The sequence below is a fragment of the Streptomyces caelestis genome (assembly GCF_001279005.1).
Lineage (GTDB): Bacteria > Actinomycetota > Actinomycetes > Streptomycetales > Streptomycetaceae > Streptomyces > Streptomyces heliomycini.
The window spans coordinates 76,479-92,702 of sequence record NZ_LGCN01000265.1; the positions used below are offsets into that span (position 1 = coordinate 76,479).

Sequence of the window (16,224 nt, forward strand, 5' to 3'; positions counted from 1 at the left end):
ATGAGATGAGTGAGCGGAGCGGGACGGCGATGCCCACACCCCCCGATGACATCGTCGAGGCCGCACGGCTCGCGCCGGAGCACTGGATCAGCATGATCGACCCCGGCTGGGACGGCGAGGGCGTGCCGCCGGACCGGGTCGTGGTCGGCCGCTGGCGCACGGGAACGACCGGCGAGATCGAGGAGTGGGAGGACAACGAGGCGTACCGCCCCTCCCCGGAAGCGCTCGGCTGGCCCGAGCCCACCGACGACGTCGACCACGCCCTCCAGCTCGCGGTCACCGGCTACGGGACGGTCGAGGACGCCCTGCGCGCCCTGGCCACCGCCGAGGTGGCGGTGCTGACCCTGCCGGACGGCTCCCCGGTGACCGCCGCGGTGGCGGACGGCCGGCTCGTCGTCCCGGTCTTCACCGCCGCGCCCCACCTCGCCGGCGTCGGCGCCTTCGCCTCCGAACGCGTCACCGTCCCGGCCCTCCTGGACCGCCTGCCACCCGGCCACGCGCTGTACGTCAACCCGGCCGGCCCCGCGGGCACCGTGCTGGAGCCCGGCCGGCTCGCGGGAGCGGACCCGGGCGGGACACGATCGGAGGACGCCGATTGACCGGACGGGGCCGGCGCCCGGCCCACCCCTGCCGGGGTGTCACTCCCGACGTGGCTCCCCGGTGTGACGCCCCGTCCTCCTCCGCCGTCCTGCCCTCCTCCCCGTCACCGGTCACGAGACGGAGGGAGACGGACGGATGCGCCGCTCCGGGACGACCCCGGACGCCGCCTTGCCGTGCCTAAGCTGGGGCCCATGACGTCGGTGGAGGGGGAGCCCCCGCGCGCGCTGCTCGCGGGGGCCTCACGTCGGTGGGTGCGGCTGCTGCCGTGGGGCGTGGCGTTCGTGCTGAGCGTCGCCCTGCTGCCCACCACCCTCCAGGTGCTCACCGCCGACTACGGCCTGAACGGCGGCATCGCGAGCGTGCTGGCCGTCGCACAGGCGGCGCCCCTGCTGCTCGCCGTCGTCCGTCCGCTGCCGGCCTGGTGCGTGGTCTTCGCCGCGGACGTGGCCGGGGCGCTCGCCCTGCTCACCGTCGACTTCGAGGAACGGCTGCTGTGGCCGTTCCCGCCCATGGAGATCGTCGGATACCTCGGCCTCTGCCTCGCCCTCGGCCTGCGCGAGCGGCGCCGGACGCTGCTGCTGGTGTGGCTGGCGACGGCGGGCGCGAACACCGGCCTGGGGTTCGTCGCACCCCACGGCACGAGCGCCATGGAGGTGCTGCTCACCCTCCTCAGCGGCGTCGCGCTCCTGCTCGCCGCCGCGCTCCGCGAGCGGTACGAGGCCCAGCGCAGGCTGACCGAGCAGGAGACGATCAGCGAGGCCGAGCGCGGCCGGCGGACGCTGCTGGAGGAACGCGCCCGCATCGCACGCGAGCTGCACGACGTGGTGGCGCACCACATGTCCGTCATCACGGTGCAGGCGGACACCGCGGCGTACCGTCTCGACGGGCTGCCGCCGGACGTGCGGGAGGAGTTCACGTCCATCGCGGCGACCGCGCGCGAGTCGCTCGGCGAGATGCGGCGGCTCCTCGGCGTACTGCGCGACGAGGAGGCGCGCGGCGAGCTCGCGCCCCAGCCGGGTCTGACACGGATCGGGCAGCTGGTGGAGGCGATGGTGCGGGCGGGCACGCCGGTGGAGTTCACCCCCTGCGACGCCGCCGTGCCCGAGGCGGTGGGCCTCTCCGCGTACCGCATCGTCCAGGAGGCCCTCGCGAACGTCGTGCGGCACGCGCCGGGTGCTCCGACACGGGTGTCGGTGTCGTCGGTGTCGGAGTCCGTCGCGGAGGACGGCGCGTGGCTCACCGTCCTCGTCGTCAACGGGCCGCCGCCCGAGCCGCCCGCCGCGCCGCTCGAGGAGGGCGGCACCGGGCACGGCCTCGTCGGCATGCGCGAGCGGGTGCGGCTCGCCGACGGCACCCTCGACACGGGGCCGCTGCCGGACGGCGGCTTCCGGGTGGCCGCCCGACTCCCCTTCACCGAAAGGAACCTCACGTGACGACGCGCGTCATCATCGTCGACGACCAGGCCATGGTGCGGGCCGGCTTCGCCGCGCTGCTGGCCGCCCAGAGCGACATCGACGTGGTGGGCGAGGCCCCCGACGGCGCGCAGGGCGTCGAGCTGAGCCGGCGCACCCGTCCCGACGTCGTGCTGATGGACGTCCGCATGCCCGAGATGGACGGCCTCGAGGCCGCGCGCCGCATCCTCGCGCCCCCGCCGGGCGGCGGGGACACCGCCCGGGGGGACCACCGGCCGCGCGTCCTGATGCTCACCACGTTCGACGTCGACGACTACGTCTACGAGGCGCTGCGGGCGGGCGCGAGCGGCTTCCTGCTGAAGGACGCGCCGCCGGCCGACCTCATCTCGGCGGTACGCGTCGTGGCCTCGGGCGACGCACTGCTCGCCCCCTCCGTGACGCGCCGCCTCATCGCGGACTTCGCCCGGCAGCGTCCCGCCGGCCGGGGCAGGCCCGCGCTGCGGCTCAAGGCCCTGACGGAACGCGAGACCGAGGTCCTCACCCTGGTGGCCCGCGGCCTGTCCAACGCGGAGATCGCGTCGACGCTGGTGCTGGCCGAACAGACGGTGAAGACGCACGTGAGCCGCGTCCTCACCAAGCTCGACCTGCGCGACCGCGCCCAGGCGGTGGTCTTCGCGTACGAATCGGGGCTGGTGACCCCGGGCGAGTAGGACGCTCCCGGCGGAGGGCCCGCCCCTCCTCCACCCCCTACCGCGGTAGCACCTCCCCTTTGGCTCCCGGGTATGACGCCCGGCGCGCAGCCGTCCCCGCACCCTCCACCCATCGGCAAGAGAACGATGCGGGAGGACGGACCATGAGGTTACGCAGCGGCAAGTGGCGGAAGACGGACGACCGGCCGGAAGCCCCGGCGCCCTCACCCGTCCGGCGACGAGGGAAGGGCCGCTCATGACCGCGATCCAGGCTCCTCCGGCGGCCCCCGTGGGGAAGGCCGCCGTCGCGGCTCTCGGCCTGCTGGCACTCTCCACCGGCGCGCTGGAGTCGGTGGTGACGCCGACGCTCCCGCTCCTGCAACGCGAGCTGGACATGAGTCCGGCCGAAGGGGCGTTACTGAGCATCGTGCTCCTCGTCACCGGCGCGCTCGTCACCCCGCTGGCGGGCAGGTTCGGCGACCGCTACGGCGGGAAACGGATCCTGGTCCGGCTGATGGCGGTGGTCTGTGCCGGGGGCCTGGTCTCCGCCCTGGCGCCGAACCTGCCCGTGCTGCTGCTCGGCCAGGTACTGCAGGGGGCGATGGTGGGCGCGCTGCCCCTGTTGTTCGTCGTGGTGCGCGCACACCTCCCCGCGGGAGCGTCGAAGGTGGCCATCGGGACGGTCGGCGGACTGTTCGTCGGGGGCGGCACGGTGGGCATGCTGGCGGCCGGGCCCGTGGCGGAGGAGCTCTCCCGGCACTGGATGTTCGCGCTGCCGACGATCGCGGTCATCGGGGCCACCCTGCTGGTGAACCGGCTGATGCCGGACGACCCGCCGGGCCGGCCGGACGGCGCGGGGATCGACTGGCCCGGCCTGCTCCTGCTGAGCGGGACGCTGGTCACGCTCATGCTCGCCCTCGCGCTGGCGCCCGACCTCGCCTCCCGGCCCCTCGTGCTCTGCGCCCTCGTCGTGGCGCTGGCCGCCTTCGTCACCGGATGGGTGGCCGTCGAACGGCGTGCGGCCGCACCGATGATCGACCCGCGCATGCTGGCACGGCCCGAGATGTGGAAGTCGTGCGTACTGACGTTCGTGATCTGCGCCGGTACCTCGATGGCGGTCTACCTCGTTCCGCAGCTGTTCGACGAGACCGGCGACGGGTACGGATTCGGGGCCGGCGCCACCGAGATCGGTTTCTTCCTGCTGCCCGGCGCCGTGGCCGCGTCGCTGGCCGGGCCGCTCGGCGGGATCGGGGACCGGCGCTTCGGCTCGCGCGCCGTGGTCACCACCGGAGTCGTCGTCATGGCCGCCTCCCTGCTCGCCCTGGCGGCCGTACACACCGAGGTCTGGCACCTCGTCGTCGGCAAGGCACTGATCGCGCTGGCCAACGGCCTGTGCGTCACGGCGATGATGACCAGCACCGCCACCTCCGTCGACCGGAGCGCCACCGGCGTCGCCACCGGCCTGATCCTGGTGACGCGCGTGCTCGGCTACGCCGTGGGCGGACAGCTCGGTGGTGCGCTCCTCACCGCCAAAACCCCTTCCGGGTCGGACGTCGCGGCCGAATCGGCCTACGTCACCGGCTTCCTCATCGCCGGCGCCGTCACGGCGTCGGCTCTCCTCGTCACCCGCACCATGAGCAAAGGAGTCAGGAAATGACCCGCACCGATCACCCGGCAGGCGCCGGTACCGTGCCGAGGCCCGAGGTCCTGATCTCGGGGGCCAGTATCGCGGGTCCCGCCCTGGCGTTCTGGCTGAACCGCCACGGATACGCGGTCACGGTGGTCGAAAAGGCGTCCACGCTCCGCGGCGGTGGTTACCCCGTCGACGTGCGCGGCACCGCACTGGAGGTCGTCCGCAGGATGGGGATCCTGCCGCGGCTGCGGGACGCGCACATCGACCTGCGCCGGCTGACCTTCCTCGAGGGCGACGGCGCCGAAGTGGCCTCGCTCCACCCGCACCACGTCACCGGCGGTGTCACGGGGCGGGACCTGGAGGTGCGGCGCGGGGATCTGGCCGACGCCCTGTACGCGGCGGTCCGTGACGACGTGGAGTTCGTGTTCGGCGACTCCGTCGCCGCCCTCGACCAGTCCGGCCACGGGGTCGACGTGACCTTCCGCGGGGGCGGCCGGCGCACGTTCGCCATGGTGTTCGGTGCGGACGGTCTGCACTCGGCCACCCGGGAGACGCTGTTCGGCCCCGAAGAGCGGTTCCACCACTACCTCGGCCACTGCTTCGCCGTGTTCACCCTGCCCAACACCTTCGGCCTCTCCCACGAGACCGTGATGTGGAACGCTCCCGGCAGGGCCGCGGCGCTCTACGCCGTGGGGGACGACGGCGACGTGCACGCCTTCCTGAACTTCGCCCACCCGGAACCACCCTCGGACGCGTTCCGCGACCCGGAGGCCCAACGGGACCTGCTCGCCTCGGTCTTCGCCGACGCGGGCTGGGAGGTCCCGGGCCTGCTGGCCGCCCTGGGCGACGCGGACGACCTGTTCTTCGACGCGGTCGGCCAGATCCGCATGCCCCGCTGGTCCAGCGGCAGGGCCGCGCTGGTGGGCGACGCCGCGTACGCGCCCTCGTTCCTCACCGGACAGGGCACCAGCCTCGCACTCGTCGGCGCCTACATGCTCGCCGGCTCCCTGGCCCGCCAGGACCACGCCACGGGCTTCGCCGCCTACGAACACGGCACCCGCGCGTTCGTGACCCTGAACCAGGCACTGGTCGGCAAGGGCGGCGCCACCCTCTTCCCGGCCACCCCCCGGGCCCTGGCGGAACGCAACGACAGGCTGCGCAGGCTCACCGCCCTCCCCTCCGCCGAGCAACGACCGGCCCACTCGGCCCTCACCCTGCCGGACTTCACGCCCGGGACGTGAGCCCGGGATCCGCGCGCCTGCGACGTCGTCAGCACTCGATGATGTTCACCGCGAGCCCGCCCCGGGCCGTCTCCTTGTACTTGACCGACATGTCCGCGCCGGTCTCCTTCATCGTCTTGATGACCTTGTCCAGGGACACCTTGTGCGAGCCGTCGCCGCGCATCGCCATCCGGGCCGCCGTGACCGCCTTCACCGCGGCCATGCCGTTGCGCTCGATGCACGGGATCTGGACCAGGCCGCCGACGGGGTCGCAGGTCAGGCCGAGGTTGTGCTCCATGCCGATCTCGGCCGCGTTCTCCACCTGCTCGGGGGAGCCGCCCAGCACCTCCGCGAGGGCGCCCGCCGCCATCGAGCAGGCGGAGCCGACCTCGCCCTGGCAGCCGACCTCGGCGCCGGAGATGGAGGCGTTCTCCTTGAAGAGCATGCCGATCGCGCCGGCCGCCAGCAGGAAGCGGACGACGCCCTCCTCGTCGGCGCCGGGGACGAAGTTCATGTAGTAGTGCAGGACGGCAGGGATGATGCCCGCCGCGCCGTTCGTGGGCGCCGTGACGACCCGGCCGCCGGCCGCGTTCTCCTCGTTCACGGCCATGGCGTACAGGGTGATCCACTCCATGGCGAGCGCCTGCGGGTCGCCCTCGGAGCGCAGCTTGCGCGCGGTGTTCGCGGCGCGGCGGCGGACCTTCAGACCGCCCGGCAGGATGCCCTCGCGGGACATGCCCCGGTCCACGCAGGCCCGCATCACGCGCCAGATCTCCAGCAGCCCCTCGCGGATCTCCTCCTCGCTCCGCCAGGCGCGCTCGTTCTCCAGCATCAGCGCGGAGATCGACAGGCCGGTCTCCCTGGTGAGGCGCAGCAGCTCGTCGCCCGTGCGGAAGGGGTACTTCAGGACCGTGTCGTCCAGCACGATGCGGTCCGCGCCCACCGCGTCCTCGTCGACGACGAAACCGCCGCCCACCGAGTAGTACGTCTTGGCCAGCAGCTCCGCGCCGGAGGCGTCGTACGCCCGCAGGGCCATGCCGTTGGCGTGGTACGGGAGCGCCTTGCGGCGGTGCAGCACCAGGTCGTCGTCGAAGGAGAACGCGATCTCGTGCTCGCCGAGCAGCCGGATCCGGCCACCGTCCCTGATCTTCTCCACCCGCTCGTCGGCCGACTCCACGTCCACCGTGCGCGGAGAGTCGCCCTCCAGGCCCAGCAGCACCGCCTTGGGCGTGCCGTGGCCGTGGCCGGTGGCGCCCAGGGAGCCGTACAGCTCGGCCCGGACCGAGGCGACGGAGTCCAGCAGGTCCTCGTTGCGCAGCCGCCGGGCGAACATGCGGGCCGCCCGCATCGGGCCGACCGTGTGCGAGCTGGACGGGCCGATGCCGATCGAGAACAGATCGAAGACCGAGATGGCCACGGGAGGACTCCTAAGGGTTCGGCGGACGACGCTGTCCACCGGGGAAGGGGTGGTTCACCGAAGAGGAAACGTTCATGCGGGGTGCATGGTGCGGGGCACCGCGCCCACTGACCCAGTGTGCGCGATGCCCCTGATGTCCGTACGGAGGAAAGCGTACGGAATTACCGCAGACCGGGGTACAGCGGGTGCTTCGCGGCGAGTGCCGTCACCCGGGCCCGGAGCGCCTCCACGTCGAAGGACGGCTTCAGCGTCTCGGCGATCACGTCCGCGACCTCGGTGAAGTCCTCGGCGGTGAAGCCGCGGGTGGCCAGGGCGGGCGTGCCGATGCGCAGACCCGAGGTGACCATCGGCGGGCGCGGGTCGTCGGGGACCGCGTTGCGGTTGACCGTGATGCCGACCTCGTGCAGCCGGTCCTCGGCCTGCTGTCCGTCCAGCTCCGAGTTCCGCAGGTCGACCAGGACCAGGTGCACGTCCGTGCCGCCGGACAGCACGTCCGCGCCCACGGCCTTCACGTCGTCCTCGACCAGGCGCTCGGCCAGGATGCGGGCGCCCTCCAGGGTGCGGCGCTGGCGCTCCTTGAACTCCTCGGAGGCGCACACCTTGAACGCGACCGCCTTGGCGGCGATCACGTGCTCCAGCGGGCCGCCCTGCTGGCCGGGGAAGACCGCGGAGTTGATCTTCTTGGCCAGTTCGGCCGTGGACAGGATCACACCGCCGCGCGGGCCGCCGAGGGTCTTGTGCGTGGTGGTCGTCACGACGTGGGCGTGCGGCACCGGGTTCGGGTGCAGGCCCGCGGCCACCAGGCCGGCGAAGTGCGCCATGTCGACCATCAGGTACGCGCCGACCTCGTCCGCGATCCGGCGGAACGCGGCGAAGTCCAGCTGACGCGGGTACGCCGACCAGCCGGCGACGATCAGCTTCGGCCTGCTCTCCTTGGCCAGCCGCTCGACCTCGGCCATGTCGACCCGGCCGTCGTCGCCGACGTGGTACGCGACCACGTCGTAGAGCTTGCCGGAGAAGTTGATCTTCATGCCGTGGGTCAGGTGCCCGCCGTGCGCGAGGTTCAGACCCATGATCGTGTCACCGGGCTTGAGCAGCGCGAACATCGCGGCCGCGTTGGCCTGCGCGCCGGAGTGCGGCTGCACGTTGGCGTGCTCGGCGCCGAAGAGCTCCTTGACCCGGTCGACGGCGATCTGCTCGATCACGTCGACGTGCTCGCAGCCGCCGTAGTAGCGGCGGCCGGGGTAGCCCTCGGCGTACTTGTTGGTGAGGACCGAGCCCTGGGCCTCCATGACCGCGACCGGGGCGAAGTTCTCCGAGGCGATCATCTCGAGGGTGGACTGCTGGCGGTGCAGCTCGGCGTCGACCGCGGCGGCCACGGCCGGGTCGAGCTCGTGCAGGGGCGTGTTCAGAACGGACATGCGGCTACAGGCTCCTCAGCCGGCGATTTCGGCGTCGTACTCGGCGGCGGTCAGCAGGTCGGCCGGCTCGTCGGTGACCCGCACCTTGAACAGCCAGCCGCCCTCGAAGGGGGCCGAGTTCACCAGCGACGGGTCGTTCACCACGTCCTCGTTGATCTCGGTGATCTCACCGCCGACCGGGGAGTACAGGTCGCTGACCGACTTGGTCGACTCCAGCTCGCCGCAGGTCTCGCCCGCGGTCACGCTGTCACCGACCTCGGGGAGCTGGACGAAGACCACGTCGCCGAGCGCGTTGGCCGCGTGCTCCGTGATGCCGACCGTCGACACGCCGTCCTCGGCGGCCGACAGCCACTCGTGCTCCTTGCTGTAACGCAGCTGCGTGGGGTTGCTCATGGCCTGGATTCTCCTGTACGGGGGAACTGCGGATGACTGAGGGGACTGCGTACGGCGCCCGTGAGCAGGCACGACGTGCTCACTTCACGCGCGGAGAGCCGTCTGCCGACGGTGTCACTTCCGTCGCTTGTAGAACGGCAGCGCCACGACCTCGTACGGCTCGTGGCTGCCGCGGATGTCCACGCCGACGCCCTCGGCGCCGGGCGCCGCGTGCGCCGGGTCGACGTACGCCATGGCGATCGGCTTGCCCAGGGTGGGGGAGGGGGCGCCGGAGGTGACCTCGCCGATCACCTCGCCGCCGGCCACGACCGCGTACCCGGCGCGCGGGACGCGGCGGCCCTCGGCGACCAGGCCGACCAGGACGCGGGGCGGCCGCGCGGCGGCCCGCTCGGCGGCCTCGGCCAGGGCGGCGCGGCCCACGAAGTCGCCCTCCTTCTCGAACTTCACCACCCGGCCCAGGCCGGCGTCGAAGGGCGTGAGGGCGGTGCTCAGCTCGTTCCCGTACAGCGGCATGCCCGCCTCCAGGCGCAGCGTGTCCCGGCAGGACAGCCCGCACGGGACCAGGCCCGCGCCCTCGCCGGCCTTGGTCAGCGCCTGCCACAGCTCCACCGCGTGTTCCGGCTTCACGAACAGCTCGAAGCCGTCCTCGCCGGTGTAGCCGGTACGGGCGATGAGCGCGGGGACGCCGGCGACCGTGCCGGGCAGACCGGCGTAGTACTTCAGGCCGTCCAGGTCGGCGTCGGTGAGCGACGCGAGGATCGCCGGGGACTCGGGGCCCTGCACGGCGAGCAGCGCGTACGCGTCGCGGTCGTCGCGGACCTCGGCGTCGAAGCCGGCCGAGCGCTCGACGAGCGCGTCGAGCACCGTCTGCGCGTTGGAGGCGTTGGCGACGACCATGTAGTGAGAGGACTCCGCCTCGGTCTCGCCGAGCCGGTAGACGATCAGGTCGTCCAGGATGCCGCCGTCCTCGCGGCAGATCATGGTGTAGCGGGCGCGGCCGGGCTTGACGCCCCCGATGTTGCCGACCAGGGCGAAGTCGAGGAGCGCGGCGGCCCCCGGGCCGGTGACCGTGATCTCGCCCATGTGCGAGAGGTCGAAGAGGCCGGCCTTCGTGCGCACGGCGTTGTGCTCGTCGCGCTCGGAGCCGTAGCGCAGGGGCATGTCCCAGCCGGCGAAGTCGGTCATCGTCGCGCCGAGCGACCGATGCAGGGCATCGAGCGCGGTCCGGCGGGGTTCGGTACTGCTCATCGGTCGGTCTCCCAAGGGCGATGGGGGTCCCTCCCGCGCGAGTTCATTCGAGCGTGGGGGAAGGCGAGGACGTTCCTCCCCATCTGTCATCGGAACCTGAGAGGTTCGCCATGACGCCCACGCGGGGACGGTCCTGGCTTGCACCTTGGGTGGAGCCGCCGGAGCACCGCTGGATGCCCTTCGACGGCCCGCTTTTCAGATGTGCCTCGCCCGCGCGGTAACGGGGCCTGAGAGATTCAAGGGAGGGACTTGCTCCTTCGGCGCCCCGGCGGCAAACGGTGCCGGGGACTCTCCCGCGCGGATTCAAACGGCCGGTATGCAGTTGGCGCGCACATCATTGCACGCATCGCGGAGGCGCGGCAGGGGGACCCTTCCCAGGGGATGCACAGGGCGTGCGGACGCCGTCACGGGGAGCCGTGACACACCTGTTCCAGGAAACGGACGGAAATGACAGACCCTGGCATTACCTTCTCTTTACACTCGGCGGGGATCGGTACTCGTACCCGGCCCCAGGGGAGGACGATCACGGTGAACAGGACCACGGCGTGCGCCGCCGCCACGGGCGTCACGCTGCCCCAGCAGCCGGCCGCCCAGGCCCGTCGGGCCCGCGGCGCGCTGCCGGCGCCCGTCGTCCGCGATCTGCGCGCGCGGGCCGGCCGCAGCCCGCGCGCCCTGCTCTTCGGACCCGGGGACCTCGTCGTGGTCACCGGGCTGCCCGGCAGCGGCAAGTCCACGCTGATGCGGCGCACGGTGCGCGGCACCCGCGTCGATTCCCAGGACGCCCGGGACCGCTGGGACCGCCGCGTGCCGCGCCTCCTGCCGTACGCGGTCTACCGCCCGCTGGTCCGCCTCGCCCACTACGCCGGGCTGCGCCGCGTGCTGCGGACCGGAGGACCGGCCGTCGTGCACGACTGCGGTACACAGGCCTGGGTGCGCCGCTGGCTGGCCCGCGAGGCCCGCCGCCGGGGCGCGAGCCTGCACCTGCTGCTGCTCGACGTCACCCCGCAGCAGGCCCTGGCCGGCCAGCGCGAACGCGGGCGCGGCGTCTCCCGGTACGCGTTCCTGCGCCACCGCGCGGCGAGCGAGCGGCTGCTGCGCGCGGTGGAGCGGGGCGCCCTGCCGGCCGGCTGCGGTTCGGCGATCCTGGTCGACCGGGACGCGGCGGACACGCTGCGCCGGATCGGCTTCACGGGCTGACCGGATAGCCTTTCCAGCCACAGCAGTGGTTCCAGGCGGCAGGCGGTAGGCAGATGGACTTCCCGGCGGACTTCCCGGCGCAGGCGCACCCCCATCCGCACGGCGGATGGCCCGGCAACGAGTTGGAGGAGGTGCTCTCCGCCTCCCTGGGCGTCCCCTCGGCGGGCGGCAGGATCGTCGAGGTGCTGGGCCGCAGCGCCGTCTGGGTCCCGCTGCCGAACGGCGGCGGCCCGGACAGCGGACCGCTGGACCTGCCCACCCTGGAGATCGACGGCCAGGCCTACGTCCCCGTCTTCAGCTCCGAAGAGCAGTTCCGCCAGGTCGTCGGCTCCCACCTGTCGTACACGATCGCGCCCGCCGTGGAGTTCGCCCGCGGTCTGCCGCCGCAGGCCGGGATCGCGGTGAACCCCGGTGGCGTGGTCGGCATCCCGCTGCCGCCGCCCGCCGTCGCCGAACTGTGCCGGGCCGGACGCACCCTGCTGGACGGCCCGGCGGCCGGCGGCCGGGTCCGGCTGTTCGAGCCCGACTGGCAGGACGACCCGCTGGACTTCCTCGCCGCCGCCTCGGCGGAGTTCGACGCCCTCGGCGTGGTGACCACCGCCCGCCGCTGCCTCGCCGCGATCGAGACGGCCGACCCGGTCCTCTTCGTCGGCGTGGAACTCTCCCGGTGGGAGGACGACCCCCGCACCCTCCCGCTGAACGCCCTGGGCCGGGCCCTCGGCCGGACCTCCGCCCCCTGGCCGGTCAACCTCATCGTCCTGGACGTGGCCCAGGACCCGGTCGGCGACTGGCTCCGCACCAGGGTCACCCCCTTCTACGAACGCCGGCAGTAACCCCGTGAAGGGGCGCGGGGCCGTGTCGGTGTGCGGCTCCGCCGTGCGGGCGCGACAAGCCGCAACGGACCCGCACCCGTCCACGGCGCCGAAGCCCGGACTCTTCCGTGCTCGCCGCACCGCAGCCCGCCGCACGGCGTCGGCTTAAGCTAGGTCCATCCGCTGGCGAGGTACGGAGGGGCGATACAAGTGAGCGCTGGCACCGCGGCGGCCGGACAGGTCGAGCACATGCTGCGCCAGGTGACGCCCGGGCGTTACGACGCGTACGAGGCGTTGCTGCGCGCCCTCGCGACCCCTGCCTCCGGCCAGGTCTGGATGCTGCTCTGGCACGGCCAGGCCGGCTCCCCGGACGCCCAGTACGGAAGCATGGAGGTCGACGGCCTCGGCTACGCGCCCTGCGTCACCTCCGCCCAGGAGCTCTCCGCCAGCGGCTGGAACCGGTCGTACGAGGTGGTCGACGGCCTCGAAGTGGCCCGCGCCCTCTACCCCGACCACTACGGGCTCTGGCTCAATCCGCACGCCCCCGGCGGCGGCGTCGGCATCCCCTGGCCGGACCTGCGCCGGATCGCCGGCGGTCTGGACAGCCGGCCCGCCGGCCCGCTGCGGCTGTCCGAACCGGCCATCGAGATCCCTCAGTTCTACGCCCTCCTCGCGCAGAACGCCCACCGCACCCCTGCCGTCCGCACCCTGCGCCGCGCCTGGGTGCAGCCCGCGCTGGGCGCCCCGTACCTCGCCATCGGCCTGGACGTGTACGACGCCTCCCCACCCGCCGTGGACGCCGTGCGCGCGATGATGCAGCAGTCCCTCGGCGCGGTCCCGGACGGACTGCCCGTGTCGACCGTCGTGATGTCCGACGAGCACGACCCGGTCGCGATGTGGCTGCGCGCCAACTCCCGCCCGTTCTACGACCGTGAGGCCCACGGCGCCGTGCCGTCCCCCGCCACGGCCTACGGCTACCCGTCCGCGCACCGGGGCTGACCGGCCCGGACGCCGTCATGGTCACGGAGCGTGACCGTCCGTCAGGTGGACAGCGAGACGAGCCGGAACCGATGCGTCCGACCCGGCCCGCGGCGCATCGTTGATTTCCCGCCACATTTTCGGCCATGCGCACTCAGCGACAATCCGTTGACCGCCTGTCACCTGCGGTTTCACCCGTTCTCCACGCCGCCCGGCGCCACCTGGGCGTCCGTCGGGAAGACACTTTTGTGTCCGGCGGGTTAAATCCTGACGGGGGGACGCCTGAACCGTCCCTTATGTCAACTGTTCAGATCTCAGGTAGGTATCACCGCTATCCGGACTGTTCCTGACCCACTGTGAACGTCTGTAGTGTTCGGCCGGTCAAGATGCATCCACATAGCGGACCCGGAGTGGCCCCAGTATGCGCATATTCAAGTCCCGACCCGCTCGGGCGATCACGGCCGCGGTGGCGGTCGGTCTGATCGCCACGGGCTGCTCCAGCGAACGGGACGCTGACAACGAAAGCAGCGGCAAGAAGGACACCTTCGTGTTCGCCGGTGCAGGTGACCCGGGTTCCCTGGACCCTGCCCTCGCGAGCGACGGTGAAACCTTCCGCGTGACGCGTCAGGCGTTCGAGGCCCTGCTCGAGCACGAGTCCGGCGGCACCAAGCTGGTCGGCGGCCTCGCCGAGACCTGGTCGAGCAACGACCAGGGCACCGTCTGGACCTTCAACCTCCGCAAGAACGTGAAGTTCCACGACGGCGAGGCGTTCAACGCCGCGGCGGTCTGCGCCAACTACGACCACTGGTTCAACTGGAAGGGCACCTACCAGTCCAGCGCGGTCTCGTACTACTGGCAGACCATCATGGGCGGCTTCGCGAAGAACGAGGACGAGGAGACGCCCGAGGCGAACTACAAGTCCTGCACCGCGAAGGACGAGAACACCGCCGTCATCGAGGTCAAGAAGCCCTCCGCCAACCTCCCCGGCGGCTTCTCCCTCCAGGCCCTGGCGATCCACTCGCCGAAGGCCCTCAAGGAGTACGAGAAGGAAGAGGCGACCGCCAAGGGCGACGCCATCACGTACCCCAAGTACAGCCAGGAGGCCGGCACGGTCGCCGGCACCGGCCCGTACAAGATCACGAAGTGGAACAAGGGCAACAAGGAAGTCAGCCTGACCCGCTTCGACGACTACTGGGGCGAGAAGGCGAAGATCAAGAACCTGGTCTTCCGCACCATCGACACCGAGGAGGGCCGCCGCCAGGCGCTCCAGGCCGGTGACATCGACGGCTACGACCTCGTCGCCCCGGCCGACGTCAAGACCCTCGAGGACCAGGGCTACGTCGTCCCGACCCGTGGCGTCTTCAACCTCTTCTACGTGGGCATGAGCCAGGAGGCCAACAAGGCCCTCAAGAAGAAGGAAGTCCGCCAGGCGATCGCGCAGGCGATCGACAAGGAGAACCTGGTCAAGACCCAGCTGCCCGAGGGCGGCAAGGTCGCCGACCAGTTCATGCCGGACACCATCGCGGGCTACTCCAAGAACGTCAAGAAGTACCCGTTCGACACCGCCGCGTCCAAGTCGCTCCTCAAGAAGGCCGGTGAGGAGAAGCTCAAGGTCGAGTTCTGCTACCCGACCGAGGTCACCCGCCCGTACATGCCTGCCCCGCAGGACCTGTTCGAGCTGATGAAGGCCGACCTGGAGAAGGCCGGCATCACCGTCACGCCGAAGGCCATGAAGTGGGCCCCGGACTACATCGACGCCACCGAGGCGGGCTCCTGCGACCTGCACATGCTCGGCTGGACCGGTGACTTCAACGACGGCTTCAACTTCATCGGCACCTGGTTCGCCGGGTACGACAAGCAGTGGGGCTTCAAGGACAAGAAGGTCTTCGACGCCGTGAACGCCGGCTCGAAGCTGGGCAAGGCCGAGGAGCGCACCGCCGCGTACGAGAAGGCCAACGAGGCCATCATGGAGTACCTCCCCGGTGTTCCGATCTCGTCCTCCCCGCCGGCCATCGCCTTCGCCAAGAACGTGAACCCGCCGAACGTCTCCCCGCTGACGCAGGAAGTCTTCTCCGAGACCTCCTTCAAGTAGGCGAGCAGCGGTAGGAAACCAAAACGGGGGGTCCGCCCGGTCGTCGCAACTCGGCGGCCGGGCGGGTCCATTCATGTAAGACATCACGTAAGAAAGGGGCATGCGGGGTGCTGCGTCTCGTCGTACGAAGACTGCTCCAGCTCATACCCACGCTGCTCGGCCTGTCGGTTCTGCTCTTCCTGTGGCTCGACCGTCTGCCCGGTGGACCCGCCTCAGCGATCCTGGGGGAGAAGGCCACCGATGCCGATGTGGCGCGCATCAACCGTGCGCTCGGGCTGGACCAGCCCGTCTACGTCCAGTACTGGCGCTTCCTGAAGCGCATCTTCCAGGGTGACCTCGGCACCTCCGTCCAGACCGGGCAGCCGGTGTGGGACGAGTTCGTCCTGAGGTTCCCGGCGACGGTGGAGCTGTCTCTGCTGGCCATGATCATGGCCGTGGTGGTCGGCATTCCGCTCGGCTACCTCGCCGCCCGCAAGCGCGGTGGCTGGGTCGACATCGGCGCGGTCTCCGGCTCCCTCGTCGGCATCTGCATCCCGGTCTTCTTCCTCGGTCTGGTCATCAAGGAGATCCTGGCCGTGAAGCTCGGGTTCTTCCCCAGCTACGGGCGCATGGACACCGGCATCAACGCCACCGACGTGACCGGCTTCGCCGTCCTGGACGGCATCCTCACCGGTGAGTTCGACGCCTCCTGGGACGCGCTGCACCACCTGATCCTGCCCGCCGTCACGCTCGCGTCCATCCCGCTCGCGGTCATCGTGCGCATGACCCGCGCCAGCGTCCTCGAGGTCCAGGACGAGGACTACGTCCGCACGGCCGAGTCCAAGGGCCTCAAGAGGAGCATCGTCCGCGGCCGGCACGTCCTGCGCAACGCGCTGCTCCCCGTGGTCACCTCGGTCGGTCTGCTCACCGGCTCCCTGCTGTCCGGAGCGGTCCTCACCGAGTCCGTGTTCTCCTTCAACGGCATCGGCAACTTCGTCAAGACGTCGATCGACGGACGCGACTACCCGGTGCTCGTCGGGTTCATCATGTTCATCGCGATGGTGTACGTCCTGATCAACCTGCTGGTGGACGTGGCGTACAGCATCATCGACCCGAGAGTGCGGGTGCACTGA

14 protein-coding genes and 2 riboswitches are annotated in these 16,224 nt (G+C 71.6%); of the genes, 10 read left to right on the forward strand and 4 right to left on the reverse strand.

What is annotated here, in order from left to right:
• The first annotated feature begins 29 nt into the window (after nucleotides 1-29).
• From ADK41_RS36085 to ADK41_RS36105, 5 genes are all read left to right on the forward strand, one after another.
• Nucleotides 30-599: a type VII secretion system-associated protein gene (locus ADK41_RS36085; protein ID WP_234318858.1), complete on the forward strand. Its 570-nt coding sequence runs from the start codon at nucleotides 30-32 to the stop codon at nucleotides 597-599.
• 192 nt (nucleotides 600-791) lie between these two features.
• Nucleotides 792-2,033: a sensor histidine kinase gene (locus tag ADK41_RS36090; protein WP_030828693.1), complete on the forward strand. Its 1,242-nt coding sequence runs from the start codon at nucleotides 792-794 to the stop codon at nucleotides 2,031-2,033.
• Entirely contained in the window at nucleotides 2,030-2,722 is a 693-nt protein-coding gene (locus ADK41_RS36095; protein WP_030828700.1) for a response regulator, read from the forward strand. Before ADK41_RS36090 ends, ADK41_RS36095 begins: the two co-directional genes overlap by 4 nt.
• Nucleotides 2,723-2,957: 235 nt before the next feature.
• A complete protein-coding gene (locus tag ADK41_RS36100) occupies nucleotides 2,958-4,358 on the forward strand; it encodes an MFS transporter (RefSeq protein ID WP_030828706.1) in 1,401 nt (466 codons plus the stop codon).
• Nucleotides 4,355-5,575, forward strand: coding sequence for an FAD-dependent monooxygenase (locus ADK41_RS36105; RefSeq protein WP_030828708.1), 1,221 nt, complete (start codon nucleotides 4,355-4,357; stop codon nucleotides 5,573-5,575). Before ADK41_RS36100 ends, ADK41_RS36105 begins: the two co-directional genes overlap by 4 nt.
• A gap of 28 nt (nucleotides 5,576-5,603) precedes the next feature.
• Here ADK41_RS36105 and ADK41_RS36110 read toward each other — a convergent pair whose 3' ends face one another.
• From ADK41_RS36110 to gcvT, 4 genes are all read right to left on the reverse strand, one after another.
• A complete protein-coding gene (locus tag ADK41_RS36110; protein ID WP_030828712.1) occupies nucleotides 5,604-6,971 on the reverse strand; it encodes an L-serine ammonia-lyase in 1,368 nt (455 codons plus the stop codon).
• A 161-nt stretch (nucleotides 6,972-7,132) separates the two neighbouring features.
• A complete protein-coding gene (gene glyA, locus ADK41_RS36115) occupies nucleotides 7,133-8,392 on the reverse strand; it encodes a serine hydroxymethyltransferase (RefSeq protein ID WP_030828715.1) in 1,260 nt (419 codons plus the stop codon).
• Between the two features lie 15 nt (nucleotides 8,393-8,407).
• Complete coding sequence (gcvH, locus tag ADK41_RS36120) at nucleotides 8,408-8,785, reverse strand: glycine cleavage system protein GcvH (RefSeq protein ID WP_030828718.1); 378 nt, start codon at nucleotides 8,783-8,785, stop codon at nucleotides 8,408-8,410.
• A 114-nt stretch (nucleotides 8,786-8,899) separates the two neighbouring features.
• Nucleotides 8,900-10,033: a glycine cleavage system aminomethyltransferase GcvT gene (gcvT, locus tag ADK41_RS36125; RefSeq protein WP_030828722.1), complete on the reverse strand. Its 1,134-nt coding sequence runs from the start codon at nucleotides 10,031-10,033 to the stop codon at nucleotides 8,900-8,902.
• A gap of 73 nt (nucleotides 10,034-10,106) precedes the next feature.
• Nucleotides 10,107-10,238: riboswitch (glycine riboswitch) on the reverse strand.
• Nucleotides 10,239-10,339, reverse strand: a riboswitch (glycine riboswitch). It abuts the riboswitch before it with no gap.
• A 222-nt stretch (nucleotides 10,340-10,561) separates the two neighbouring features.
• Here gcvT and ADK41_RS36130 point away from each other — a divergent pair.
• The 5 genes from ADK41_RS36130 (at nucleotide 10,562) to ADK41_RS36150 (ending at nucleotide 16,224) form a co-directional block, all read left to right on the forward strand.
• On the forward strand, nucleotides 10,562-11,230 hold the full coding sequence (locus ADK41_RS36130; RefSeq protein WP_030828724.1) for an AAA family ATPase: 669 nt from the start codon (nucleotides 10,562-10,564) through the stop codon (nucleotides 11,228-11,230).
• Between the two features lie 53 nt (nucleotides 11,231-11,283).
• Nucleotides 11,284-12,063, forward strand: coding sequence for an enhanced serine sensitivity protein SseB (locus tag ADK41_RS36135; RefSeq protein WP_030828733.1), 780 nt, complete (start codon nucleotides 11,284-11,286; stop codon nucleotides 12,061-12,063).
• Between the two features lie 228 nt (nucleotides 12,064-12,291).
• Entirely contained in the window at nucleotides 12,292-13,041 is a 750-nt protein-coding gene (locus tag ADK41_RS36140; protein ID WP_051843228.1) for an enhanced serine sensitivity protein SseB C-terminal domain-containing protein, read from the forward strand.
• A gap of 400 nt (nucleotides 13,042-13,441) precedes the next feature.
• On the forward strand, nucleotides 13,442-15,112 hold the full coding sequence (locus ADK41_RS36145) for an ABC transporter substrate-binding protein (RefSeq protein ID WP_030828735.1): 1,671 nt from the start codon (nucleotides 13,442-13,444) through the stop codon (nucleotides 15,110-15,112).
• Nucleotides 15,113-15,219: 107 nt separating this feature from the next.
• A complete protein-coding gene (locus tag ADK41_RS36150; protein WP_030828737.1) occupies nucleotides 15,220-16,224 on the forward strand; it encodes an ABC transporter permease in 1,005 nt (334 codons plus the stop codon).

Bases quoted from the DNA above. Each gene is read 5' to 3' on its own strand.
- ADK41_RS36085 (WP_234318858.1), top strand. From the start codon at position 30: ATGCCCACACCCCCCGATGACATCGTCGAGGCCGCACGGCTCGCGCCG.
- ADK41_RS36090 (WP_030828693.1), top strand. From the start codon at position 792: ATGACGTCGGTGGAGGGGGAGCCCCCGCGCGCGCTGCTCGCGGGGGCC.
- ADK41_RS36100 (WP_030828706.1), top strand. From the start codon at position 2,958: ATGACCGCGATCCAGGCTCCTCCGGCGGCCCCCGTGGGGAAGGCCGCC.
- ADK41_RS36105 (WP_030828708.1), top strand. From the start codon at position 4,355: ATGACCCGCACCGATCACCCGGCAGGCGCCGGTACCGTGCCGAGGCCC.
- glyA (WP_030828715.1), bottom strand. From the start codon at position 8,392: ATGTCCGTTCTGAACACGCCCCTGCACGAGCTCGACCCGGCCGTGGCC.
- gcvH (WP_030828718.1), bottom strand. From the start codon at position 8,785: ATGAGCAACCCCACGCAGCTGCGTTACAGCAAGGAGCACGAGTGGCTG.
- gcvT (WP_030828722.1), bottom strand. From the start codon at position 10,033: ATGAGCAGTACCGAACCCCGCCGGACCGCGCTCGATGCCCTGCATCGG.
- ADK41_RS36135 (WP_030828733.1), top strand. From the start codon at position 11,284: ATGGACTTCCCGGCGGACTTCCCGGCGCAGGCGCACCCCCATCCGCAC.
- ADK41_RS36140 (WP_051843228.1), top strand. From the start codon at position 12,292: ATGCTGCGCCAGGTGACGCCCGGGCGTTACGACGCGTACGAGGCGTTG.
- ADK41_RS36145 (WP_030828735.1), top strand. From the start codon at position 13,442: ATGCGCATATTCAAGTCCCGACCCGCTCGGGCGATCACGGCCGCGGTG.